18 protein-coding genes and 1 pseudogene are annotated in these 23,027 nt (G+C 72.3%); 14 read left to right on the top strand and 5 right to left on the bottom strand.

The genetic code is table 11. The annotated features are described in order from the left end of the window. Position 1 precedes the first annotated feature (1 nt). Together argG and ACGFH9_RS26215 are read left to right on the top strand one after the other, a co-directional pair. Positions 2-1,453, top strand: a complete 1,452-nt coding sequence (argG, locus tag ACGFH9_RS26220; protein ID WP_355245717.1) for an argininosuccinate synthase — start codon at positions 2-4, stop codon at positions 1,451-1,453. 46 nt (positions 1,454-1,499) lie between these two features. After that, entirely contained in the window at positions 1,500-3,182 is a 1,683-nt protein-coding gene (locus ACGFH9_RS26215) for a PucR family transcriptional regulator (protein WP_393224178.1), read from the top strand. A 237-nt stretch (positions 3,183-3,419) separates the two neighbouring features. Here the strand turns inward: ACGFH9_RS26215 and ACGFH9_RS26210 are convergent, their stop codons facing one another. Then, on the bottom strand, positions 3,420-4,769 hold the full coding sequence (locus tag ACGFH9_RS26210; RefSeq protein WP_393224175.1) for a hypothetical protein: 1,350 nt from the start codon (positions 4,767-4,769) through the stop codon (positions 3,420-3,422). An 82-nt stretch (positions 4,770-4,851) separates the two neighbouring features. Between ACGFH9_RS26210 and murD the strand changes: the two genes are divergently transcribed. Continuing rightward, positions 4,852-6,204, top strand: a complete 1,353-nt coding sequence (murD, locus tag ACGFH9_RS26205; RefSeq protein WP_393224172.1) for a UDP-N-acetylmuramoyl-L-alanine--D-glutamate ligase — start codon at positions 4,852-4,854, stop codon at positions 6,202-6,204. Between the two features lie 52 nt (positions 6,205-6,256). Here murD and ACGFH9_RS26200 read toward each other — a convergent pair whose 3' ends face one another. Then, a complete protein-coding gene (locus tag ACGFH9_RS26200) occupies positions 6,257-7,207 on the bottom strand; it encodes a hypothetical protein (protein WP_393224169.1) in 951 nt (316 codons plus the stop codon). Between the two features lie 72 nt (positions 7,208-7,279). Between ACGFH9_RS26200 and ACGFH9_RS26195 the strand changes: the two genes are divergently transcribed. From ACGFH9_RS26195 to ACGFH9_RS26180, 4 genes and pseudogenes are all read left to right on the top strand, one after another. Then, entirely contained in the window at positions 7,280-8,161 is an 882-nt protein-coding gene (locus ACGFH9_RS26195) for a hypothetical protein (RefSeq protein ID WP_393224166.1), read from the top strand. Further along, the gene (locus ACGFH9_RS26190; RefSeq protein WP_393224164.1) at positions 8,158-8,967 is read left to right on the top strand and encodes a hypothetical protein; all 810 of its coding nucleotides are present in this window, start codon (positions 8,158-8,160) and stop codon (positions 8,965-8,967) included. The genes ACGFH9_RS26195 and ACGFH9_RS26190 overlap by 4 nt, the downstream gene beginning before the upstream one ends. A gap of 102 nt (positions 8,968-9,069) precedes the next feature. Beyond that, positions 9,070-9,822, top strand: a pseudogene (locus tag ACGFH9_RS26185) (aminotransferase class III-fold pyridoxal phosphate-dependent enzyme); the annotation flags it as partial. Beyond that, a complete protein-coding gene (locus ACGFH9_RS26180) occupies positions 9,822-10,784 on the top strand; it encodes an aldehyde dehydrogenase family protein (RefSeq protein WP_393224161.1) in 963 nt (320 codons plus the stop codon). The pseudogene ACGFH9_RS26185 and the gene ACGFH9_RS26180, both read left to right, overlap by 1 nt. Here the strand turns inward: ACGFH9_RS26180 and ACGFH9_RS26175 are convergent. Further along, positions 10,732-11,724, bottom strand: coding sequence for an N-acetylglucosamine kinase (locus ACGFH9_RS26175; protein ID WP_393224159.1), 993 nt, complete (start codon positions 11,722-11,724; stop codon positions 10,732-10,734). The genes ACGFH9_RS26180 and ACGFH9_RS26175 overlap by 53 nt on opposite strands. A 205-nt stretch (positions 11,725-11,929) precedes the next feature. Here ACGFH9_RS26175 and ACGFH9_RS26170 point away from each other — a divergent pair, with 205 nt between their 5' ends. From ACGFH9_RS26170 to ACGFH9_RS26150, 5 genes are read left to right on the top strand one after another with little or no spacing between them, the layout of a single operon-like run. Continuing rightward, positions 11,930-12,883 carry a MurR/RpiR family transcriptional regulator gene (locus ACGFH9_RS26170; protein WP_393224157.1) on the top strand — a complete coding sequence of 318 codons (954 nt, stop codon included), beginning with the start codon at positions 11,930-11,932 and terminating at the stop codon, positions 12,881-12,883. Then, the gene (locus ACGFH9_RS26165) at positions 12,880-13,629 is read left to right on the top strand and encodes an SIS domain-containing protein (protein WP_355052754.1); all 750 of its coding nucleotides are present in this window, start codon (positions 12,880-12,882) and stop codon (positions 13,627-13,629) included. The genes ACGFH9_RS26170 and ACGFH9_RS26165 overlap by 4 nt, the downstream gene beginning before the upstream one ends. A gap of 26 nt (positions 13,630-13,655) precedes the next feature. Then, positions 13,656-15,095: an N-acetylglucosamine/diacetylchitobiose ABC transporter substrate-binding protein gene (gene ngcE, locus ACGFH9_RS26160; RefSeq protein WP_393224153.1), complete on the top strand. Its 1,440-nt coding sequence runs from the start codon at positions 13,656-13,658 to the stop codon at positions 15,093-15,095. 18 nt (positions 15,096-15,113) lie between these two features. Further along, on the top strand, positions 15,114-16,022 hold the full coding sequence (locus ACGFH9_RS26155; RefSeq protein WP_393224150.1) for a carbohydrate ABC transporter permease: 909 nt from the start codon (positions 15,114-15,116) through the stop codon (positions 16,020-16,022). After that, positions 16,022-16,951 carry a carbohydrate ABC transporter permease gene (locus ACGFH9_RS26150; RefSeq protein ID WP_393224148.1) on the top strand — a complete coding sequence of 310 codons (930 nt, stop codon included), beginning with the start codon at positions 16,022-16,024 and terminating at the stop codon, positions 16,949-16,951. The genes ACGFH9_RS26155 and ACGFH9_RS26150 overlap by 1 nt, the downstream gene beginning before the upstream one ends. A gap of 6 nt (positions 16,952-16,957) precedes the next feature. Here the strand turns inward: ACGFH9_RS26150 and ACGFH9_RS26145 are convergent, their stop codons facing one another. Further along, complete coding sequence (locus tag ACGFH9_RS26145; protein WP_393224267.1) at positions 16,958-18,649, bottom strand: ABC transporter ATP-binding protein; 1,692 nt, start codon at positions 18,647-18,649, stop codon at positions 16,958-16,960. Positions 18,650-18,699: 50 nt separating this feature from the next. After that, the gene (locus ACGFH9_RS26140; RefSeq protein WP_393224265.1) at positions 18,700-20,451 is read right to left on the bottom strand and encodes an ABC transporter ATP-binding protein; all 1,752 of its coding nucleotides are present in this window, start codon (positions 20,449-20,451) and stop codon (positions 18,700-18,702) included. A gap of 99 nt (positions 20,452-20,550) precedes the next feature. Between ACGFH9_RS26140 and ACGFH9_RS26135 the strand changes: the two genes are divergently transcribed. Further along, on the top strand, positions 20,551-22,260 hold the full coding sequence (locus ACGFH9_RS26135; protein ID WP_393224263.1) for a bifunctional 3'-5' exonuclease/DNA polymerase: 1,710 nt from the start codon (positions 20,551-20,553) through the stop codon (positions 22,258-22,260). A gap of 149 nt (positions 22,261-22,409) precedes the next feature. Next, a complete protein-coding gene (locus ACGFH9_RS26130) occupies positions 22,410-23,003 on the top strand; it encodes an NTP transferase domain-containing protein (protein WP_393224145.1) in 594 nt (197 codons plus the stop codon). The last annotated feature ends 24 nt before the right edge of the window (positions 23,004-23,027 follow it).

The following is a 23,027-nucleotide window of genomic DNA, read 5'->3' as shown; positions in this document are numbered from 1 at the left end:
CGTGTCCAAGGTTCTCACCTCCCTGCCCATCGGCGAACGTGTCGGCATCGCCTTCTCCGGCGGCCTCGACACCTCGGTCGCGGTCGCGTGGATGCGCGACAAGGGCGCCGTCCCCTGCGCGTACACCGCCGACATCGGCCAGTACGACGAGCCCGACATCGGGTCGGTCCCCGGCCGTGCGCTCAGCTACGGCGCCGAGGTCGCCCGACTGGTCGACTGCCGTGCCGCCCTGGTCGAGGAGGGCCTCGCTGCCCTGACCTGCGGCGCCTTCCACATCCGCTCGGGCGGACGCTCGTACTTCAACACCACCCCGCTGGGTCGGGCCGTGACCGGCACCCTGCTGGTCCGCGCGATGATCGCCGACGACGTCCAGATCTGGGGCGACGGCTCGACCTTCAAGGGCAACGACATCGAGCGCTTCTACCGGTACGGCCTGCTGGCCAACCCGATGCTGCGCATCTACAAGCCGTGGCTCGACACCGACTTCGTCACCGAGCTGGGTGGCCGCAAGGAGATGTCGGAGTGGCTGCTGGAGCGCGGCCTGCCCTACCGGGACAGCACCGAGAAGGCGTACTCGACCGACGCCAACATCTGGGGCGCCACGCACGAGGCGAAGACCCTGGAGCACCTCGACACCGGCATCGAGACCGTCAGCCCGATCATGGGCGTCCGGTTCTGGGACCCGTCGGTGGAGATCCCCACCGAGGACGTCACGATCGGGTTCGACCAGGGCCGCCCGGTGACGATCAACGGCAAGGAGTTCGGTAGCGCCGTCGACCTGGTGCTGGAGGCCAACGCCATCGGCGGCCGGCACGGCCTGGGCATGTCCGACCAGATCGAGAACCGGATCATCGAGGCCAAGAGCCGGGGCATCTACGAGGCGCCCGGGATGGCGCTGCTGCACGCCGCGTACGAGCGGCTGGTCAACGCGATCCACAACGAGGACACCCTGGCCAACTACCACAGCGAGGGTCGCCGTCTCGGCCGCCTCATGTACGAGGGCCGCTGGCTCGACCCGCAGGCGCTGATGCTGCGCGAGTCGTTGCAGCGCTGGGTCGGCACGGCGGTCACCGGTGAGGTGACGTTGCGGCTGCGCCGGGGCGAGGACTACTCGATCATCGACACCACCGGCCCGGCGTTCAGCTACCACCCGGACAAGCTGTCGATGGAGCGTACCGAGGACTCGGCGTTCGGTCCGTCGGACCGGATCGGCCAGCTCACCATGCGCAACCTCGACATCGCCGACTCGCGCGCGAAGCTGGAGCAGTACGCGTCCCTCGGCATGGTCGGCGGCTCGCCCACCGACCGGATGATCGGGGCAGCGCAGGCGGCCTCCACCGGCCTGATCGGCGCGATGCCCGAGGGTGGCGCGGAAGCCATCGCCTCCCGGGGCGTCGCCACCGCCGAGGACGAGGCGCTCGACCGCGCGGCGATGGAGTTCGGCGTCGACTGACTGATCGGTACCCGGCAGGTCGGGGTTCAGGGTCACGGACGGTAGCGTGTCGGCCGTGTTCCCTACCGTCCGTGAGGTCCTGGCCCTGGACCCCGTCCGCCACGGCGCTCCGCGCGTGGTCGCCGGGGACGCCGGGCTGGACCGACCGGTCCGCTGGGTGCACGTCGCCGAGGTACCCGACATCGCCACCCTTCTCGGCGGCGGCGAGCTGGTGCTCACCACCGGAATCGGGCTGCCGGCCGACGACGCGGGACTGCGCGCGTTCATCGGCGACCTCGCCGACGTCGGCGTCTCCGGGCTCGTCGTCGAACTGGGCCGCCGCTACGTCAGCGGCGTACCGCGTGTGATGACCGCCGCCGCCGAGCGGCGCGGCCTGCCCCTGGTCGAGCTGCGCCGGGCCACCCCGTTCGTGCGGATCACCGAGGCCGTGCACGCGCTGATCGTCGACGCGCAGCTCACCGAGCTGCGGGCCGCCGAGGAGATCCACCAGCGGTTCACCGACCTCTCCGTCGAGGGCGCCGACGCGGCCGAGGTGATCCGGCAGGCCGCCGAGTTGTCCGGCTGCCCAGTCGTGCTGGAGAACCTGTCCCGGCAGGTCCTCGGGTACGACCCGGCGGGGGAGAGCGCCGAGCTGCTCCTGGACGGCTGGGAGCAGCACTCCCGGCGGATCCGGCCAGCCGGGCGCACCGCGTACGACCCGGACAGCGGCTGGCTGGTGACCGTCGTCGGCGCCCGGGGCCAGGACTGGGGACGGCTGCTGCTGCGCTGGCCCGCCAGTGGCGACCCGCCCAACACGGCACCCCCCAACCGGCTGAGCATCCTCGTCGAGCGGGCCGCCTCCACCCTCGCGCTGGGCCGGTTGATCCGCCGTGACGCCGAAGGGCTGGAACGGCAGCTCCACCGCACCCTGCTCACCGCCCTGCTCAACCACACCCGGCCGGTCGACGAGGTGGCGCTGCGCGCCAAGGCGCTCGGTGTGGCGCTGGAGCGCCGGCACCTCGTCGGCGTGCTGGTCCGCCACCGGACCGACGACCCCGCCGGAGAGGGCGGCCCCGAAGCCGGCCAGGCCCGGCTACGGGACCTGTCCGAGGCCGTCGGCCAGGCGCTGCGGGAGGCCAGACTGACCGCGCTGACCAGCGCGGTCGACGACAACTCGGTGGGCGCGCTGCTGGCCCTGACCGACCCGGCCGCCGAGGATCGCGCGCTGTCCGCGTTCGCCGACGCCCTCCGTCGGGTACGCGTCGACACCGCCACGGGCCGGGCCACGTCCAACGCTTCCGCCGGGGTGATCGTGGCTGCCGGCTCCGGGGTGAGCAGCCTGCGCGAGGCCCGGCGGTCGCTCGTCGAGGCGCGGCAGATCGCCGAGGCGGCCCGCCGGGACCGGCGTGACCTGCCCGTCTTCCGGCTGCCGCACGTGGGCCTGGCCGGGCTGCTGCACCTGCTGCGCGACGAGCCCCGACTACAGACCTTCGTCGAGCGTGAACTCGGCCCACTCCTGGAGTACGACGCCCAGCACCCCCGGGAGCGGCTGCTCGACACCCTGCGCGCGTACCTGGAGCAGGGGCGCAACAAGTCCGCCGGCGCTGCCGCCGCGCACCTGTCCCGACCGGCCTTCTACGAACGCCTGGCCCGGATAGCCCGCATCCTCAACGTGGACCTCGACTCGGTAGAGGCAAGCCTCTCCCTACACGTGGCCCTCCTAGCCCTGGAAGCAGTCCGAACCCCCTAACCCCCACCCCCACCCCCGCCCGGCCCCGCCCCGCCCCGCCCCGCCCGGCCCCGCCCGGCCCCGCCCGCCCCGCCCCGCCCGGCCCCGCCCCGCCCCGCCCGGCCCCGCCCCGCCCCGCCCCGGTGATCATGAAGTTATTGCCAGTCGCCTCGGCGTGTCGTGGCAATAACTTCATGATCAACCGAGTGCTAGGCCTGGGGGTGGGGTGGGGTGGGAGGGGTGGGGTGGGGGTGGGGGTTAGGAGAGGGTGGTTAGGGCTTTTGCGTAGGTTGCGGGGATGTGGTTGGGGCCGCCGGGGGTGAAGACGTCCGTCTGCGCCACCGCCGACCACGCTGTGGCGGGGACCGCCTCCACCAGGGCTTTGATCACCGGGGCGTCGCGCCACTGGTCCTGCTCGGCGAGGAGGCCGAGGGCCACCACCGACTCCTCGACCTCGCCCACGCACTCGAACGGCTTGTGCCCGTCCACGCCCAGCAGTTCCCGGTAGCCGGGAATCTGCTCCGGGTCGGCGAGCATGTCCCCGCCGAAGATGTGGGTGACCCGCTCCCGGGGCATGAACGGTGCCATGGCCAGGAAGACGAACCGGCACTTCGGGCAGTTGCGGCACCAGCGCTCGGAGGCGTCGCGCAGCTTGAAGGCGGCGTTGCAGCTGGTCACCACGTCGTCGTACCGGTCGAACTCGGCGAACAGTCGGGCGATGTGCAGCTCGGACAGCGAACGCAGCAGGGAGAAGTACGGCTCGGTCAGCCCGGCGTGCTCGGCCAGCGCGCCCCGCAGCAGGCCCTCGGCCTCGACGCCCTTGGACCACTGGTGGTTGATCTCGTGACCGTTCCAGATCAGGTTCGGGTCGGACGCCGAACGCTCGTTGGACATCACCACCGGGCCCAGCCCGTGCAGTACGGCGGTGGCGACCGCGATCAGGGAGTTGATGGCGGTGACCGGGATGTGGCCGTTCAGCGCGCCGGCGGCGTTCAGGTCGAACAGCACCGGGTCGATCCGTCGGCGGGCAGCGAGAGGGGTCAGCCCGGACGCCTCGTTCACCGCGACGATCACGTGGTTCGGGTTCACCGAGAACGGCACCGGGTCCAGCCCGGCGCGCCGTAACGCCTCCAAGCTCACGATCGAGTCCTTGCCGCCGCCGACCGCCGAGAGCGGGCGACGGTCCGAGTTGTCGTACACCCGAGGTGTCCCCGGGATGCCGGCCGGCACCTCCGGACGCAGTTCCAGCACGTGCGGCAGCTCGTTGCGGTACGCGTACTCGGCGAGGCCCTTGGTGTAGACGGCCGTGACGTAGTCGACGGTGGCCGCGCCCAGCTGCGCCGGCAGCACCAGCCGGGCCGGCGCGGCGGTCTTGTAGTAGCTGACCCCGGCGACCAGGTGCAGCACCTCCAGCACGCGGTTGAGGGTGGCCACCGTCTCGTCGGACGGCGGCTCCGCCGGCAGGGGGAGCGTGATCACCTCGGTGAACCGCTGCTCACCGGCCGGGCCGGTCAGCGCGTAGTCGAACAACGCCTCGCCGGTGGCGAAGTCGATCGAGTAGGACGGGAAGGTGAAGGCGTCCATCCGCCGGAGCTGCTCGTTAGGCACACGCCATACTAGGCCCTGGTTCGTCCGGCCGTGTCCGGACCGGGCCCCGCCAGCCGCCGCCGTGACCCCCGAGGAGAGCCCCGTGCGCCTGTCTGACCTGCGCGGACGTACCGTCGCCGTCTGGGGTGCCGGCCGGGAGGGCCGGGCCGCTGTGACGGCCATCGCCGCGCACGGCCCCGCCGAACTGGTCGCGGTCGACGACAGCGCCAACTTCCTCTCGCTGCCGTGGGAGGGCCCGCTGGCCGAGGCGGCGCCGCTGGTGACCGGCGAGGCGGGATTCGCACGGTTGGCCGCCGCCGACGTGGTGGTGCGCTCGCCCGGTGTGCCACAGACCCACCCGTGGCTGGTCGAGCTGCGGCGACGTGGCGTCATGGTCACCCAGGGCACCGCCCTGTGGATGGCCGACCACGCCGCGCGCACCGTCGGGGTCACCGGCAGCAAGGGCAAGAGCACCACGTCCAGCCTGATCAGCCACCTGCTCACCGCGATGGGCCGGTCGAACGTCTTCGGCGGCAACATCGGGGTGCCCACGCTCGACCTGCCCGAGGCCGAGCTGTACGTGTTGGAGCTGTCCAGCTACCAGTGCAGCGACCTCACCGACTCGCCCCGGGTCGCCGTGGTCACCGCGCTCTTCCCCGAGCACCTCGACGCGCACGGCGGGGAGCGGGAGTACTACCGCGACAAGCTCAACCTGCTGGCCCACGACCCGCAGACGATCGTGGTCAACGGCACCGACCCGCGGCTCGCCGCCGAGCTGGGGGACCTGCCGGCGGTGCGGGCCGGCCGTCCCGACACCACCCACGTCGCCACCGGTGCCGACGGCACGCCCTGGTTCCACCTCGGTGACCAGCCGCTCTTCCCGCGTGCCGTGCTGCCGCTGGTCGGGCGGCACAACGAGGGCAACCTGTGCGTCGCGCTCGCCGTCCTCGACGCGCTCGGCGTCGACGTGGTGACCGCGAAGGATCACCTCGCCATCGCCGTCGCCGAGTTCCAGGGGCTCGCCCACCGGCTCACCGAGATCATCGACCCGTCCGGGTTGACCTTCGTCGACGACACCCTGGCCACCAGCCCGTACGCGGCCATGCACGCCATCGACGCGTACGACGGGCGACCGTTGACGGTGATCGTCGGCGGCAACGACCGGGGGCTGGACTACACGCCGTTGGCCGAGCACCTGGCCGAGCGGGAGCTGACCGTGATCGGGATTCCGGACAGCGGCGCCCGCATCGTCGAGGTGCTGGCCAACCTGCCGAAGGTGCGGACCGAACTGGTCGACGACCTGGTGGAGGCGGTACGGCTGTCCCGGGAGGTCACCCCGGCCGGCGGTGTGGTGCTGCTGTCCCCGGCCGCACCGAGCTACGGCCGGTTCCGCAACTTCGAGCACCGCTCCGAGGTCTTCGCCCAGGCCGTCCGCCAGACCGCCACCGCCGGCTGAGCCCAGTCCGTCCGCCAGACCGCCACCGCCGGCTGAACCCCGCGCCGCCGGCTCAGCCCAGGCTCTCGTGCAGGGCGCGCATCGAGCGGATCGCCGAGCGGATCTCCTGGAGATAGCGGCCCGGGGTGAGGGTCTGCTCGGGCAGGACCGCCACGTCGGCCACCGCCGGGTCCACGCCGACCGTGTCGATGTCGCAGCCGTAGGGCACGGCCAGGGTGCGCAGCGCGTCGCAGTGCTGGAACGGCACGTAGATCGGCGCGGTGACCGTCAGCACCTCGTCGCCGGGCGCGAGCCGGACGTGCCCGGCCCAGAACCGCTGGGTGTCGGCGGTGTGCGCCCGCCGCCGGTCCGGGTCGCTGGACGGCGCGGCCAGCACCCGTACCGGTGGCAGGCCCGCCGGCCGGTAGGTCCGCGAGGACCAGGAGTGGTGGGGGTTGCCGGCGTCGACGCCGTCCTGCTCGGTCGGGGCGGTCACCCCGAACACCTGCCGGACCGCCGTGTCCAGCACGTCTACCTCGGTCTCGTCCGGAGGCAGGCCCGCGTCGGCAAGGGTGGCGCGTTCCCACTCGGACAGTGGTCGGAAGCTGCCCAGCACGGCGACCTCGCCGGTCACCCGCAGGCCGGCGCGCAGCAGATGCGCGGCGTACGCGACGCGACGCACGCAGGCGTGCGCCAGGCCGCCGAGCACGACCAGATGGGCGTACGCCGACCGGGCCGGCGGCATCGGGTGGATGAGACCGAGAGCGGCGGCAGTGTCGAGGACCAGCGCCGCGGTGACCGGGTCGAGGTCGGGTTCGCGCGCGTCGGGTCGCTCCCGGCCGCCCCGGAAGTCCCAGTGGCGGGCGGAGAAGTCGTCCAGGAACCGCAGGGCCTCGGCGAGGTCGCCGGCGGGCCATTCACCGCCGAAGTGCCGGACCAGGCCGCGCAACGCGGTGGAGCAGACCCAGGCCTCGACGTCCGGTGTGATCCGCTCGGTGACCGTACCTGTCTGCGCTTCCTGCACCTGCCGGATGCTACCGGCCCGCTGTTGTAGCTGGTGTTTACGCTGGCAGCAGCGGCTGATGGGGGGACTTCGATGACCCGTGACGGTGCGCGTCGGCGGGGTTGGGGCGGCCCCTCGGGCGGCTTTCTCCGGTTGGTGGCGCACACCGACCCGGTGGCGCTGGTCGGCATCACACTGTCGATCACCCTCAGCGTCCTGCTCGACCTCACCGGCGCGGCCTCGGGCGTGGAGTCGCTGCTGGCCGGTTTGATGGGCATCACCATCTCGCTGCTGGTGGACTCGCTGGCCCGCGCGGAACGCCGATTCCACCTGCGGACGCTGCTGGACGGTCCACCATGGCTCGCGCACACCGCCACGGAGGTGGTCGTCGCCATGCGGGAGGCGACGGAGCAGCACGCCGGTACGCGGGTGGCGGTGGAGGCGCGGCGACGCTACGAGCAGTTCCGGCTGGAGGCCGAACAGTTCGCGCAGGGGCGCGTCATCCGGCGGGGCGACGAGGACGAGGACCTGCTCGGCGCGACCCACGCCTGCGTACGCCGTCTGGACGCGTTGACCAACGTGATGCCCAGGGCGAGCGGGGAACTGAGCTGGTGGCGTGGCGAGATCGGCCGCCGCTACTGGGAGGCGAACGTCGAGGCCCTGCGCCGGGGCGTCCGGATCAGCCGGGTCTTCGTCTACGCCACGTTGACCGACGAGCTGTCCGACCTGGTCGGTCGCCAGCGCGCGGCGGGGGTCCGGGTGGGCCTGCTGCCCTTCGGCGCGGTCGGCCCGCACCTGCTCGTCAACCTGACGCTCTGGGACTCGTCGAGCTGCTGGGAGGCCCGGATGACCGCCCACGGCGAAATCGGCGAGAACCAGTTCTCGGTCAACCGCACGGACGTCGAGCGACTCACCCGCGTGTTCGACGCCTGCGCGAGCGCGGCGGTCTTCGGAGACACGACGCCGGCACCATGACGTGGAGCGCGGTCCTGCTGGTGACGGCCGTGGTCTGGGCGGTCAGCGTGATCCGTTCGGTGCGGCTCCGGGCGTTGGTCTACAGCCTTCCGGTGCCGATGACGCTCGCGCTGGTCAGCACCCCCTACGCTGTGGACGGCGCGCAGCTGCTCGGTGTGCTGGGGCTCAACCTCTTCTTCGTCACCGTGACGGTCGCCTACCAGCGGCTACGCTGGCCCATCCTGCTAGCGGACGGCGCGGGGATCGGTGTCTACGTGGCGCTGAGCGCCGGCCTGGTGGCCGTCGACATCCCGTTCGAGGCGGCCCTGGGCGGCACGGTCGTGCTCTGGCTGGCGGCCATGCTCCTGCGACGCGGTCACACTCGTCGGCAAGCCGCCGCCAGCGCAGCGGCCGCCGCCGCTGCCCCCGCCGCCGCTGTTGCCGCCGAAGGCGTCGGCATCGGCGAGGCGGCCGCCGCCGAAGGCGTGACCGTCCGCGCCGAAGGGCGTCCGGACACGCTGCCGCCGCTGCTCAAGTTGGTGGTGATCTTCGTTGGGACGGTCCTCACCGCCCTGCTCGGTGCCGTGTTGCGGGGCATGGTGGTGACGTTCCCGTACTCGGGGGTGCTGGTGGCCGTCGAGGCGCGACACCAGCTGTCCGAGTTCAGCGGGCACTTCGCCCGCAACAGTCTCGCACTCGTCGGGTTCCTCACCGCGTACCACCTTGTCCAGGACGTCTCGTCGGCCGGCGCGCTGGGGGCCGGCTGGGCGGCCTTCGCGGTGGTCGCCGCCGTACTGCACCTGCCGCGCCGCCCGCGAACGGCGTGAGTGTCAGGTCGTACGCGCTCTGCGCTACACCCTGACAGTTGTCCGCACCGGCCGCCGGTGGGAGCGTGCGGTATCCACGAACGCCGCTGGAGGGTTGCCACGATGACCGATGACCTGCTGGCCCGGCACCGGGCCGTGCTCCCGCCCTGGATGCCCCTCTACTACGCCGAGCCGATCGAGCTGGTGTCCGGCTCGGGTCGCCGGGTCACCGACGCGCAGGGCCGCACCTACCTGGACTTCTTCGGCGGCGTGCTGACCAACATGGGCGTGACCGGCAACCGCACCTGGTCGGCCAGCGTGCTCAACCCACTCCAGGTTGCCTGGTTGCACTCCGGCGACCGTGTACGCGGTCTGCTGGCGCGGCTCAGCGCCGAGGAGCTCGTCGACGCGGCCGTGGAGGACCTGCGCGAGGTGCTCGCCACCCAGACCTCCGGCGACGTGGCCGCGCTGATCGCCGAGCCGATCCAGGGCGTGGGCGGCTTCGTCCACCCACCGGACGGGCTCTTCGCGGGCTGGAAGAAGGTCCTCGACGAGCACGGCATCCTGTTCATCGCCGACGAGGTGCAGACCGGCTGGGGGCGTAAAGGGGGGCACTTCTGGGGCTACCAGGCGCACGGCGTCACCCCGGACCTGCTCACCTTCGCCAAGGGCATCGGCAACGGGTTCGCGCTGGCCGGGGTGGTCGGCCGGGCCGAGGTGCTCCAGGCGGTGCAGGGAATCAGCTTCTCCACGTTCGGCGGCAACCCGATCTCGACGGCGGCCGGTAACGCGGTGCTCGACTACCTGATCGCACACGACCTCCAGGCGAACGCGGCCCGCGTCGACGCGATCCGCTCGTCGGCGCAGGTGGCGGCATGAGCATCGGCGGTCTGGGCGGCACGAGCATCGGCCACTTCGTCGACGGCAAGCGGGTCGGCGGCACGTCCGAGCGGCGCGGTGACGTGTTCGATCCGGCCACGGGTCGTCGTACCGCCGAGGTCGAGCTGGCCTCGACCGCGGACGTCGACGTCGCGGTGCGGGCCGCTGCCCGCGCGGCCCGCGACTGGCGCGACGCGTCGCTGGCGAAGCGGTCGGCCGTGTTGTTCGCGTTCCGCGAGCTGGTGCACGCCCGCCGCGACCGGCTCGCCGAGGTGATCACGGCCGAGCACGGCAAGGTGCTCGCCGACGCGGCCGGCGAGGTGCAACGCGGCCTCGAGGTCATCGAGTACGCCTGCGGCCTGCCGTCGGCCCTGCGCGGCGCGTTCAGCGAGAACGTCTCCACCGAGGTCGACTCGTACACGATCCGGCAGCCACTCGGTGTGGTGGCGGTGATCTCGCCGTTCAACTTCCCGGTGATGGTGCCACTGTGGTTCGTGCCGGTGGCGGTCGCCCGCGGCGACGCTGTCGTGCTCAAGCCGAGCGAGAAGGACCCGAGTGCGGCGCTGCTGCTGGCCGAGTGGTTCGCCGAGGCCGGCCTGCCCGACGGGGTGCGCAACGTGGTCAACGGCGCCGCCGAGGCCGTCGACGCGCTGCTGGACCATCCGGAGGAGGCCGTGGAACTGGTCAACGCCAGCCCGTACGGCAACGGCACGGCGATCTTCACCAACGACGGCGGGGCCGCCCGGCGTTACCAGCACGAGGTGGAGGTCGGCATGGTCGGCATCAACGTGCCCATCCCGGTGCCGATGGCGTACCACTCGTTCGGCGGCTGGAAGTCGTCCCTCTTCGGTGACCTGCACGCCCACGGCGAGGACGGGGTGCGGTTCTTCACCCGGGGCAAGGTGGTCACCAGCCGGTGGTGGGGAAGAGGAGGGCGTGCAGGGCTGCCGGGTCGGTGACCTCGGGGAGTTCGCGGGCGGCGAGCCAGGCGGCCGCGGCGGCGCCGTCGCCGGCGGTGCGCAGGGGTGCCGACGGCCAGCGCTGACCGACCTCGGCGCGGACGGCCCGGGCGAGCGGGGTGTCCGCGATGAGGAGTCCGCCGCCGAGCACGACAGGCGTCGTCGACTCCCCGACGCGGATGCGGGTGACGCTCTCGGCCAGGTGGGCGGCGGCCTCGGCGATCAGGGCGGTGGCGACCGGTTCGCCGTCGGTCGCGGCGGTGACCACGAGCGGTGCCAGGCGGGCCAGGTCGATCGGCGGTCGACGGGTGACGGCCTGGACGGTGGCGTCGACCGTGTCGCGGGGCCGGGAGGCGACGTCCGCGCTGCCCACCAGTTCGGTGAGCAGGGCCGCGCCCAGGGTGCCGGGGGTGTTCCCCGCGTCCAGGTCGGCGAGGAGCCGGCGGACCGCCTCGCGGCCGAGCCAGAAGCCCGACCCGGCGTCGCCGAGCAGCCAGCCGTGTCCATCGGCGACGCGGTCCAGGCGCAGGTCGACGACCTGGGCGGTGATCGCGCCGGTGCCGGCGATGAGGATCGTCCCGTCGGGCGCGGAGCTGCCCGAGGCGTAGGCGACGAGGGCGTCGCCGTGCACGGCGTACGGGCAGCGTAGGCCGGCGTCGTGCCAGGCGCGGTCGAAGGCGGCGCGCCCGGCGGGGTCGGCGAGGAGTCGGGGTGCGCCGGCGAGCCCGATGGTGCCGGCGGCCACCCGGGTCGGGTCGACGTCGGCGAGGGCGGCGCGCAGCGCGCTCAGCACCTCGGCGGCGGCCCGTTCGACACCGTGGCTGGTGGGGTTACCGCCGCCCGCCTTGCCGGTGCCGAGGCGTTCGCCGGCGAGGGTCAGGGCGGTCGCCCGGGTGGACGTACCCCCGACGTCGAGGCCGACCACGACGGTGTCGGACATCGGCACGAGCCTCCTTGCTCTGCGCGGTCATGGGCCTGTTCATGCTGGTCGGCACTGCCCTCCGGGGCAACCCGGGCGGGCCCTAAAGGGCTGTGCGGCAGGTAACAGTTTGAAAACTTCGCCCACAGTCTTGACACGGAGGGCCGTTCAGTAAGAACTTTTACCACTAACAGTTAACAGTCTTTTCGGAAAGTTGAGGCGCCCCATGGTTGATCACGAGGTGGACACCGCCGCGGGGACCGCGGTGGTCGACGCCTACGCGATCGACCGAAGGAGTGCGGCCTCCGACGGGGTGCTGGCACGAGTACGCAACGGGCTCGGCGAGCTGACCGGCGCGCTGCGTCGGGTCGCCGAGCACGTGCTCAGCGACCCGGAGGCCGCGGCGCGCTCGACCATCGTGGAGCTCGCCGAGCGCAGCGGCACCTCGCCGGCCACCATCACCCGCTTCTGCCGGGCGATGGGCTTCGAGGGGTACGCCGACCTGCGCCTCGGGATCGCCGCCGAGACCGGGCGGGCCCGCTCCGCCGGCTGGACCGTCGACATCGGCCGCGAGATCCAGCCGAACGACCCCCTCGTCCGGGTCCTCGACCAGATCATGGCCGCCGACACCCGCGCCATGCACGACACCGCCGCGCTGCTCGACCTCGGCGAGGTGGAGCGCGCCGCGGTGGCCATCGCCGGCGCCAACCGGGTGAACATCTTCGGGGCCAGCGGCAGCGCTCTGGTGGGCGAGGAGATGCAGTTCAGCCTGCACCGCATCGGGGTGGCCGCCTGGGCCTGGAGCGACGTGCACGAGGGGCTGGCCAGTGCCGCGCTGCTCGGCGCCGGCGACGTCGCGCTCGGCATCTCGCACACCGGCCAGACCCGGGAGACCATCGAGATGCTCGCCGAGGCGGGCAGCAGGGGCGCCACGACCCTCGCCGTCACCGGTTTCCCCCGCTCACCGCTGGCCGAGCTGGCCGACATCGTGCTGCTCACGGCCAGCCAGGCGACCACCTTCCGGCCGGACGCGCTCTCCGCCCGCCACCCGCAACTGGTGGTGCTCGACCTGCTCTACATCGCCGTCGCCCAGCGCACCCACGACCGCGCCCACGCGGCCTTCCGGCGTACCGCGCAGGCCGTCGACGGGCACAAGGCCGCGAAGGGAAACCTCTCATGATCAGTGCACAGGGGTACGCGGACGCCGTCCGCCCGGTGCTCGACCGGCTGCTCGACTCGGAGGCCGACGGGATCACCCGGGCCGCCGACCTGATCACCGACAGCCTGCGCGCCGGCGGCGTGCTCCAGGCGTTCGGGGCCGGGCACTCCGAGGCGTTCGCCGCCGAGCTGGTCGCCCGCGCCGGCGGGCTGGTCCCCACGAACCGGCTGTCGGTACGGGACCTGGTGGTGCACGGCGACGCCCCACGCGACGTGCTCGCCGACCCGAAGCTGGAACGTGATCCCTCCATCGCCCACCAGATCTACGCGCTCGCGGCGCCCCAGCCGCGCGACGTGTTCGTGGTGGCGTCCCAGTCCGGCATCAACGGCTCGGTGGTCGAGCTGGCGGCGCTGGTCACCGAACGCGGTCACCCGTTGATCGCGGTCACCTCGGTCGAGCACACCGCGCGGGTGGCGCCACGGCACCCGTCCGGTCAACGGCTCGCCGACCTTGCCGACGTCGTGCTGGACAACGGCGCGCCGTACGGTGACGCACTGCTGCCGCTCGAGGGCGGCGGCGCGGTCTGTGCGGTCTCCTCGGTCACCACGGCGCTGCTGGCGCAGTTGCTGACCGCCGAGGTCGTACGACGGTTCCACCAGGCCGGAGAGGTGCCCCCTATCTACCTCTCCGCCAACGTCCCCGGCGGGGACGAGCACAACATCGCCCTCGAGTCGCGGTACGCCGGGCGTCTCCGGCGTACCGCCTGACCCGAATTCCACAAGGAGAGACGACGATGTCGATTACCCCCGAGCACCCGGCCGCGCTCGACCGCCGCACGGTGCTTCGTCGCGCCGCCGCCGTGGGCATGCTCGCCACTCCGGCCATCGGCCTGCTCAGCGCCTGCGCGACGAGCAGCGGCGGTGACAAGGACAACGAGAAGGCCGCCGAAGGTACCAAGAGCGAGAAGAACCCGCTGGGCGTCAAGGACGACGCTCCCATCGAGGTGATCATCTTCAACGGCGGTTACGGCGAGAAGTACGCGACCGACGTGCACGAGCCGCTGTACAAGAAGGCGTTCCCCAAGGCGGAGATCAAGCACCAGTCCACGCAGGCCGTCTCCACGGTGCTCCAGCCGCGGTTCGCGTCCGGCAACCCGCCGGAGTTCGTGAACAACTCGGGCGAGAAGCTGATCGACTTCGGCTCGCTCGTCGCCGACGGTCAGCTCCAGGACCTCACCGAGCTGTGGGACGCCCCGTCGGTCGACGACGCCACCAAGAAGGTCCGTGACACCGTGGTGCCGGGCACCGTCGAGGCGGGCTCGTTCAACGGCAAGCCGTACGTGCTGTACTACGTCTCCACCGTCTTCGGCATCTGGTACTCGGCCAAGCTGTTCAAGGACAACGGCTGGGCCCCGGCGAAGACCTGGGACGACTTCATCAAGCTGCTCACCGCCATCAAGGCCAAGGGCATCACGCCCTACGGGTACGCGGGCGCGAACGCGGCCTACTACCAGTGGAACGTGATCCTCACCCAGGCTGCCAAGATCGGCGGCGTCGACGTGCTGAAGAACATCGACAACCTGGAGGACGGCGCCTGGAAGCAGGACGCGGTCAAGCAGGCCGCGACGGCGTGGGCCGAGGTCGGCGCGAAGTTCAGCGACAAGAGCTTCGAGGGCCTCAAGCACACCGACGTGCAGCTGCGGCAGAACCAGTACAAGGTGGCCCTGTACCCCAGCGGCGACTGGCTGGAGGGTGAGCAGAAGCAGGACACCCCGGCCGGCTTCGACTACCAGCTCATGCCGGTGCCGAGCCTAACCGCGTCGGACAAGCTGCCGGCCACCGCGCTGCGGGCCACCGCGGGCGAGGGCTACTTCGTCTCGGCCAAGAGCAAGAACCCCAAGGGCGGTCTGGAGTACATGCGCCAGATGCTGTCCGTGGCGGGTGCGAAGGGCTTCACCGAGGTCGTCAAGGCCCCGACCGTGGTCACCGCCGGCTCGGAGGGCTTCGCCTTCCCGCCCGGTGTGGCCAGCTCGCAGGCCGCGCTCAAGGCGGCCGGTCAGGACGTGTTCAACCTGTACTTCGACGGCTGGTACAAGGAGCTCGACACGGAGGCGCGCAGCGCCACCAACGAGCTGATGTTCGGCCGGATCAACGCGGACGCCTTCGTGGAGCGGATCCAGAAGCGCGCCGACGCGATCAAGAAGGACAGCTCGGTCGCCAAGTTCAAGCGCTGATCGATCGGAGCTAGGGTCATGCGGCACGGCAAGTATCCATTCGTGATCGGGTTCCTGTTCCCCCCGGTCGCGCTGTACGTGACTTTCGTGATCTGGCCGTACGCGCAGGCGTTCCAGATCTCGATGACCAACTGGCGGGGGCTCTCCGCCCCGCAGTGGGTGGGCTTCGACAACTACCGGAAGCTGCTCGACGACGGCGCCTTCTGGAAGGCGGTCCAGCACCACGGCGTACTGCTGCTTGCCCTGCCGCTGATCACCATCGCCATCGCGTTGTTCTTCGCCTTCCTGCTCAACGTGGGCGGCAAGAGCAGTGGCGGTCAACGCCAGGGGGTCTGGGGGGCGAAGTTCTACCGGGTGGTGTTCTTCTTCCCCCAGGTCCTGGCGGTGGCGATCATCGCGGTGCTGTTCCAGATGGTCTACCGGCCGAACGAGTCCGGCCTGATCAACGGCGTGCTGATGAAGTTCGGCCTGGAGCCGATCCTCTTCCTCATCAGGCCGAACCTGGCCCTGTGGTCGATCCTCGCGGTGCTGGTCTGGCAGGCCGTCGGCTTCTACGTGGTGCTCTTCTCGGCCGGGATGGCCTCCATCCCGGGCGAGATCTACGAGGCCGCGGAGATGGACGGGGCGAGCAGGGTGACGTTGTTCTTCCGGGTCACCCTGCCGCTGCTCTGGGACACCCTCCAGGTCGCGTGGGTCTACCTGGGCATCGCGGCGTTCGACGCGTTCGCCATCGTGGCCGTGCTCTCGGTCGACGGCGGCGGCCCGGACGGTGCCACCACCGTGCTGGCCATGGAGATCTACCGCAACGCGTTCGTCTACTCGAAGTACGGCTACGCCTCCGCGATGGGCGTGGCGCTGTTCTTCCTCACCCTCACGTTCGCGGCGCTGACGCTGCGGCTCACCAAGCGGGAAAGCGTGGAGTACTGATGAACCCGCAGTCGACGCTGCCGCCGACGCCGGCGGCGCTACCTCCGAAGACCGGCGAGGGGTCCGCGACCGGTGGTCGGCGTGGCAGGGGTCCCCGCTCGGAGGTACGGCTCTTCGCCAGCCTCGGGCACATCGCTCTCGCCGTGTGGGCGGTGATCGTGATCGTCCCGATCCTGTGGACGTTCCTCGCCGCGTTCAAGAACACCAGCGAGATCTTCAGCAGCCCGTGGACGCTCCCGGCGGAGCTGCGCTGGGAGAACTTCGGCCGGGCGTGGACCAAGGCGAACGTCGGCCGGTACTTCCTGAACAGCGTCTTCGTGGTCGCGTGCAGCACCTTCGGCACCATGCTGCTCGGCTCGATGGCCGCGTACGTGCTGGCGCGGTACAAGTTCTGGGGCAACCGGGCGATCTACTACCTGTTCGTCTCGGGGCTGGCGTTCCCGGTGTTCCTGGCCCTGGTGCCGCTGTTCTTCGTGGTGAAGCAGCTGGGCATGCTGGACACCTACCAGGGCGTGATCCTGGTCTACATCGCCTACTCGCTGCCGTTCACGATCTTCTTCCTGGCCGCGTTCTTCAAGACGCTGCCGTCCTCGGTCGCCGAGGCGGGGATGATCGACGGCTGCGGGCACACCCGGCTGTTCTTCCAGGTCATGATGCCGATGGCGAAGCCGGGCCTGATCAGCGTGGCGATCTTCAACATCATCGGGCAGTGGGCGCAGTACCAGCTCCCGTTGGTGCTGCTCTCCAACGCCAAGGACAAGTGGGTGCTCACCCAGGGCATCGCCGACATCTCGGTCAACGCCGGCTACGAGGCCGACTGGTCCGGGCTGTTCGCCGCGCTGACCATCGCCATCCTTCCGATGATCATCGTGTACGCGGTGTTCCAGCGTCAGATCCAGGCCGGCCTGACCTCCGGGGCGGTGAAGTAGCACCGGTCAGCGACCGTCGGCGTGGGCGTGCCACGAGCGCCAGAGCGCCGCGTACGCCCCGCCGGCCGTCACCAGCTCGTCGTGGCTGCCGATCTCGGTGATCCGGCCGTCCGCCAGGACGGCCACCCGGTCGGCGTCGTGCGCGGTGTTCAGCCGGTGCGCGATGGCGATGACCGTTCGGCCGACGAGTACGGCCGCGAGGGCCCGCTCGGTCCGCCGGGCGGTGCTCGGGTCGAGCGCGGCGGTCGCCTCGTCCAGGATCAGCGTGTGCGGGTCGGCGAGCACCAGCCGGGCCAGCGCCACCTGCTGGGCCTCCGCCGCGCCGAGTCGCCGGGCACCGTCGCCGAGCGCGGTGTCCAGACCGTCGGGTAGTTCGTCGAACCAGTCCGCGCCGACGGTGGCCAGCGCGGCGAGCATCTGCTCGTCGGTGGCGTCCGGGGCGGCGAACGCCAGGTTGTCGCGGACCGAGCCGATGAAGACGTGGTGCTCCTGGGTGACCAGGGCGATCCGCCGTCGTCGTTCGGCCGGTTCCAGGTCGGTGACGGGGCAGCCGCCGATACTGACCACGCCCTGCCGTGGCGCGTCGATCCCGGCGAGCAGTCGGGCCAGTGTCGACTTGCCCGCGCCCGACGGGCCGACGACGGCCAGCCGTTCCCCGGGCCGTACCTCCAGGTCGATGCCGTGCAGCACGTCGTGCCCGTCGGCGTACGAGAACCGCGCCTCGCGGACGACGAGCCGCTCGCCCCGCGAGGTGACCGTGGTGCCGGGCGGCTCGGGCGGGACCAGGCCCACGCCGAGCACCCGGGCGTACGACGCGAAGCCACGCTGTGCCTGCTCGGTCCACTGGAGCAGCCGGTCCATCGGGTCGATGGCCTGTTGCAGGTAGAGCGCGGCGGCGACCACCGACCCGAGCGACACCAGGTCGGCGGAGAGGAGATAGCCGCCGACGAGCAGGACCAGGGCGATCGGTAGCGGATAGCTGGCCTCGACGATGGAGAAGAACACCGTACGCAGCGCGAGCGTCGCCCGGCGGGCCTGCCACAGACGCGCGACGCGGGTGGTGCCGTACCGGATGCGGTCGTCGGTCAGCCGCAGCGCCTCCACCGTGCGGGCGCCCTCGGCGGTGGTGGTCAACGCCTCGGTCAACTCGGCCGCCTCGCCGCCCTCGGCGAGGTACGCGGAGCTGGCGCGCCGCAGGTACCAGCGGGTCGCCGTCACGATCGACGGCAGCCCGGCCAGCGCCGCGAGCCCGAGCAGGGGATGCAGCAGGAACACCGCGCCGAACAGCAACGTCAACTGCACCGAGGCGATGACGATGGTGGGCGCCACGTCCCGGACCGTGGTGCCGACAGTCGCCACGTCGACCGAGCTGCGGGTCGCCAGGTCACCGGAGCCCGCGCGCTCGACGACCGAGACGGGCAACCCGAGCGTGCGGCTGACGAACTGCTCGCGCAGCTCGGCGACGGCGCGTTCGCCGAAGCGGTGGCCGGCGTACTGGGCGTAGCGGGAGAGCAGGGCGCTCACCAGAACACAGCCGGTGATCGCCAGTGCCAGCCGGTCCACGGTGGCCGCGCCGGCGCCGGCGGTGACCCGGTCGATGATGACGCCCAGCAGCCAGGGCGGGGCCAGCCCGGCGAGCGCGGCGGCGCTGTGCAACGCCAGTACGACGCCGACGGCCCGGCGGTGGCGGCTCATCATGTCCCGCAGGGCACGGCTTACGGTGCCCCGGTCGGCCACCGGCAGCCGGCTCACCGGTAGACCTCCTCGGCGTCGGCGTCGGCGTCGGTGTCGGTGTCGGCCGGCTGGTCGAGATCCGCGCTGCCCCGGGCCACCAGGCGCCGGTAGGCCGGCACGTATTCGAGCAGGCCATCGTGGGTGCCGGTGGCGGTGATCCCGCCCTTGCTCAGGAGCGCGACCACGTCGGCGCGGACGAGCAGCAGCGGCGACGTGGCGAGCACCACTGTGGTCCGGCCGGCCCGAGCGGTCGACAGCCGCTCGGCGATCCGTGCCTCGGTGTGCGCGTCCACGGCCGACGTCGGGTCCACGAGGATCAGCACCTCCGGCTCGGCGAGCAGCGCCCGCGCCAGGCGTATCCGTTGGCGTTGACCGCCGGAGAGCGTCCGGGCCCGGGCGTCCAGCGGCGTGTCCAGCCCGGCCGGGAGCGCGTCGACGATGTCGTCGGCCGAGGCGGTCCGCAGGGCGTCGCCGACCCGTTCGTCGTCGGCCCCGGGGCGCAGGACGTCGCGCAGCGTCCCGGCGAAGAGGTACGAGTCGTGGTCGGCGACCAGGATCCGGGCGCGGACCTCGTCCAGGGCGACCTGGGCCAGCGGTACGCCGCCCCAGGTGGTGTCGCTGACGACGTACCGGCCCAGCCGGTCGGCCAGCGCGTCGGCCGCCGCCGGGTCGTCGGCCGCCACCGCGGTCAGCTGACCGGCGCGTACGGTCAGCCCGGTCATCGGGTCGTGCAGGTCGGCGGGGCCGGTCGGCGCGGCCGCCGCGTGCGGGTGACGCGCCTCGGGGACGGCGGACGGCCACCGGCGACCCGGGCCCCCGACGTCGTCCGCTGTCACGTTGAGCAGGTCGGCGATGCGTCGGGCGGCGACCCGCCCCCGGATCAACTGGTGGCTGCCCTCGAGCAGAAACCAGACCGGCACGATCAGGGTCGCCACGTAGCCGTAGACGGCGACCAGCTCGCCGATCGTGACGGCACCGCTCACCGCCATCCGCGCCGTCAGCCAGACCACCGCGGCCAGGAACAACCCGGGGATGGCGACAGTCGCCGCGTCGATCCAGCTGTTGACCGCCCCGACCCGGTAGCCCTCGGCGCGCAGCTCCTGGGAGCGGGCCGCGTACCGTCGGGCGAACAGATCCCGGCCGCCCACCCCGGCGAGCACGCGCAGCCCGGCCACGATGTCGCCGGACCTGGCGGTGAGCGCGCCCTGCTGCCGACGGTAGACGGACTCGGCGCGTTCCAGCCGGCGCAGCAGCGGCCCCACGACCAGACCGACAGCCGGCACCCCCACCAGCACGCAGAGCGCGAGCAGCGGGGAGATCGACCAGAGCACCACGGCGATGACCCCGTACGCGACGATCGCGCCGACGCCCGGCCCGGTCAGCGTCAGCACCTGCGCCGACCAGTCGATGTCGGAACCGCCCACGGTGGCCACCTCACCGGCTGCGGTACGGCGCTGCAGCCCCGCGCCGACGCGGGACAGCTGACGCAGCAGCACCTCCGCCGAGCGGGCCTTGGCGTCCTCCCGGATGAATGTCATCGTGCGGTGTCGCATGATGCCCAGGTACGACAACGCCACCCCCGCCACGATGATCGTCACGACCCACAGCGCCAGGGCACGGCTGTCGCGGGCGCGCAGGCCGTCGTCGACGGCACGGTAGATCAGGTAGGGCCGGGCCGAGAGCCCGACCATCCAGGCCGTGCCGAGCAGGCTGCCGCGCAGCACCCGCCAGGGCTGGCAGCGGACCAGCCACCACAGGTACCGCATCGGACCGCGCGTGTCGGGGGTGCCGGGGTCGACGTGCGGGATCTGGGGAGGCACCTGACCACGCTACCGAGCACCGGGCCGACCTACCGACCCGTTTTCCTGTCGGAGGGGGAGGGCAGAATCATATTCGTGCTGGTGGCGGTGGTGGCGGGCGAACGCGGTGGGGGAGAGCTGCGTCCGCTCGACGCCGCCGGCCGACCCGTCGGCCCGACCGAGACCGTCAGCGACCTCGCGGCCGCGATGGCCGCACGGGAGGCGGCCGAGCACCCGCGGTGGGTCTGGGCCGCCGCGGGCGCGATCTACCCGGCGCTGCTGCGGGCCGGGGTGCGCGTCGAGCGCTGCCACGACGTGGAGCTGACCGAGGCCCTGTTGCTCGGGCACGTCGGCCGCTGGGGCGAGCCCCGCTCGCTGGCCGCCGCCTGGGCCCGCCTGACCGGTGCTCCGGTGCCGGCCGACCCGCCGCCGCGCGCCGCCGCGCCACCCGGGCACGGCCAGGGCGCGCTCTTCGACACGCTGCCCGGTCCGCCGGGGCCGGGCATCGAGGCACTGACCCGGGTGTACGCCGACCAGGTCGCCCGGGTCGCCACCACCGAGCACCCGGGCCGGTTTCGGCTGCTGGTGGCTGCCGAGTCGGCCGGCGCGTTGATCGCTGTGGAGATGGGCGTCGCCGGGCTGCCCTGGCGGGCCGAGGTGCACGACGCGATCCTCGCCGAGCTGTTGGGGGAGCCGTCCCCGGTCGGCGGGCCGCCGCGCCGGTTGGCCGAGTTGGCGGCCCGGATCGCCGACGCGTTCGGCGTCCGCCAGCTGCACGCCGACTCCCCGGCCGAGCTGTTGCGGGCGTTCGCCCGGGCCGGGGTGGAGCTGCCCAACACCCGCGCCTGGGTGTTGCGCGGGGTGGACCATCCGGCGGTGCCCCTGGTGCTGGAATACAAGGAGCTGTACCGGATCTGGACGGCGCACGGCTGGTCCTGGCGTGAGCAGTGGGTCCGCGACGGGCGGTTCCAGCCGGAGTACGTGCCGGGCGGGGTGGTCTCCGGCCGCTGGGCGACCCGGGGCGGTGGCGCGTTGCAGATCCCCAAGGTGATCCGTCGGGCGGTGGTGGCCGATCCGGGCTGGCGGCTGGTGGTCGCCGACGCGGGCCAGTTGGAGCCCCGCGTCCTGGCGGCGGTCTCCGGGGACGAGCGGCTGGCGGCGGCGGGCGGCGCCGGCGACCTCTACGCCGCGCTCGCCCGGGACTCGTTCGGCGGTGACCGTCCCCGGGCCAAGGTGGCCCTGCTCGGTGCGATGTACGGGCAGACCGGCGGCGCAGCGGTGCCCGCGCTGGCGGTGCTGAAACGCAGCTACCCGACGGCGTTCGGCTACGTCGAGGCGGCCGCGCGCACCGGCGAGGCGGGCGGGTTGGTCCGCTCGTGGCTGGGGCGCACCTGCCCACCCGGCTCGGTCGGGCTCGGTGACCCCGACGAGGGGCCGACCGACCCGGACGCCGTGGCCGACCGGCAGAGCCCCCGGGCGCGGGCCGCCCGGTCCCGGGGGCGGTTCACCCGCAACTTCGTCATCCAGGCCACCGCCGCGGAGTGGGCCTCGACGCTGCTGGCCACGCTGCGCACCGAGCTGGCCGACACCGACGCCGAGCTGGTCTTCTTTCAGCACGACGAGGTGCTGGCGCACTGTCCGGCCGAGCAGGCCGAGACCGTGGCGGCGGCGGTGCGCCGGGCGGGTGAGCGGGCCACCGCCCTGCTGTTCGGTGACACCCCGGTGCGTTTCCCCCTGGATCTGTCCATCGTCGACTGCTACGCCGACGCGGCCTGACCCGGTCCGGTGCGTAACGATTGCACTCTTTCTCCTTTTCGCCCCGCCACCCGTGAGTGGCCGTCCTCGTTGCAGTGTCCGTAGGAAGGGGCGGATCGGTCACGGTCGGCCCCACGCTTGAGGGGGCGCAGCTGAACCGGATCGCAGGAATGATCATCGCCGCGGGCGGGGGCCGACGGATCGGTGGTCCCGAGGCGCTGCTGCACCAGGGGGAGAAGCCCCTGGTCAACCAGATGATCGACACGATGACCGAGGCGGGCTGCGAGCAGATCGTGGTCGTGCTGGGGGCCGCCGCGGAGCAGGTCCGGGAGACCGCCGACCTGGGCAGGGCCACCGTAGTGATCAACAAGGCGTGGGGCACCGGCGTCGGCTCGTCCATCCGAGCCGGTCTGGCGGCCATGGACGACGAGGGGATCGAGGCGGTGGTGGTGGTCCCGGTCGACATGCCGGGCCTGACCGCCGTCGCCGTCCGGCGGGTGGCCGCGCTGCCGTACCCGGACGTGCTGGTCTGCGCCACCTACGACGGGCTGCGCGGTTACCCGATGCTGTTCGGCCGTCGGCACTGGCCCGGCATCGCGACCCTGGCCAGCGCCGACGTGGGCGCCCGGCCGTACCTGCTGGCACACAAGGACCAGATCGTCGACATCGCCTGCGACACGGTGGCCGACGGCAGTCGCGTCGACACCCCCGAGCTGATGGCGCTCTACGGGCTCACGGTCCCACCCCAGCGGGTGAGGGTGTAGGCCACCGCTCGGCCGGGACCGGGC

It is taken from the genome of Micromonospora sp. NPDC049102, from assembly GCF_043197485.1.
Classification (GTDB): Bacteria; Actinomycetota; Actinomycetes; order Mycobacteriales; family Micromonosporaceae; genus Micromonospora.
Note: the sequence above shows the minus strand (reverse complement) of the source record. Positions and strands in the feature narration are given on the sequence as shown.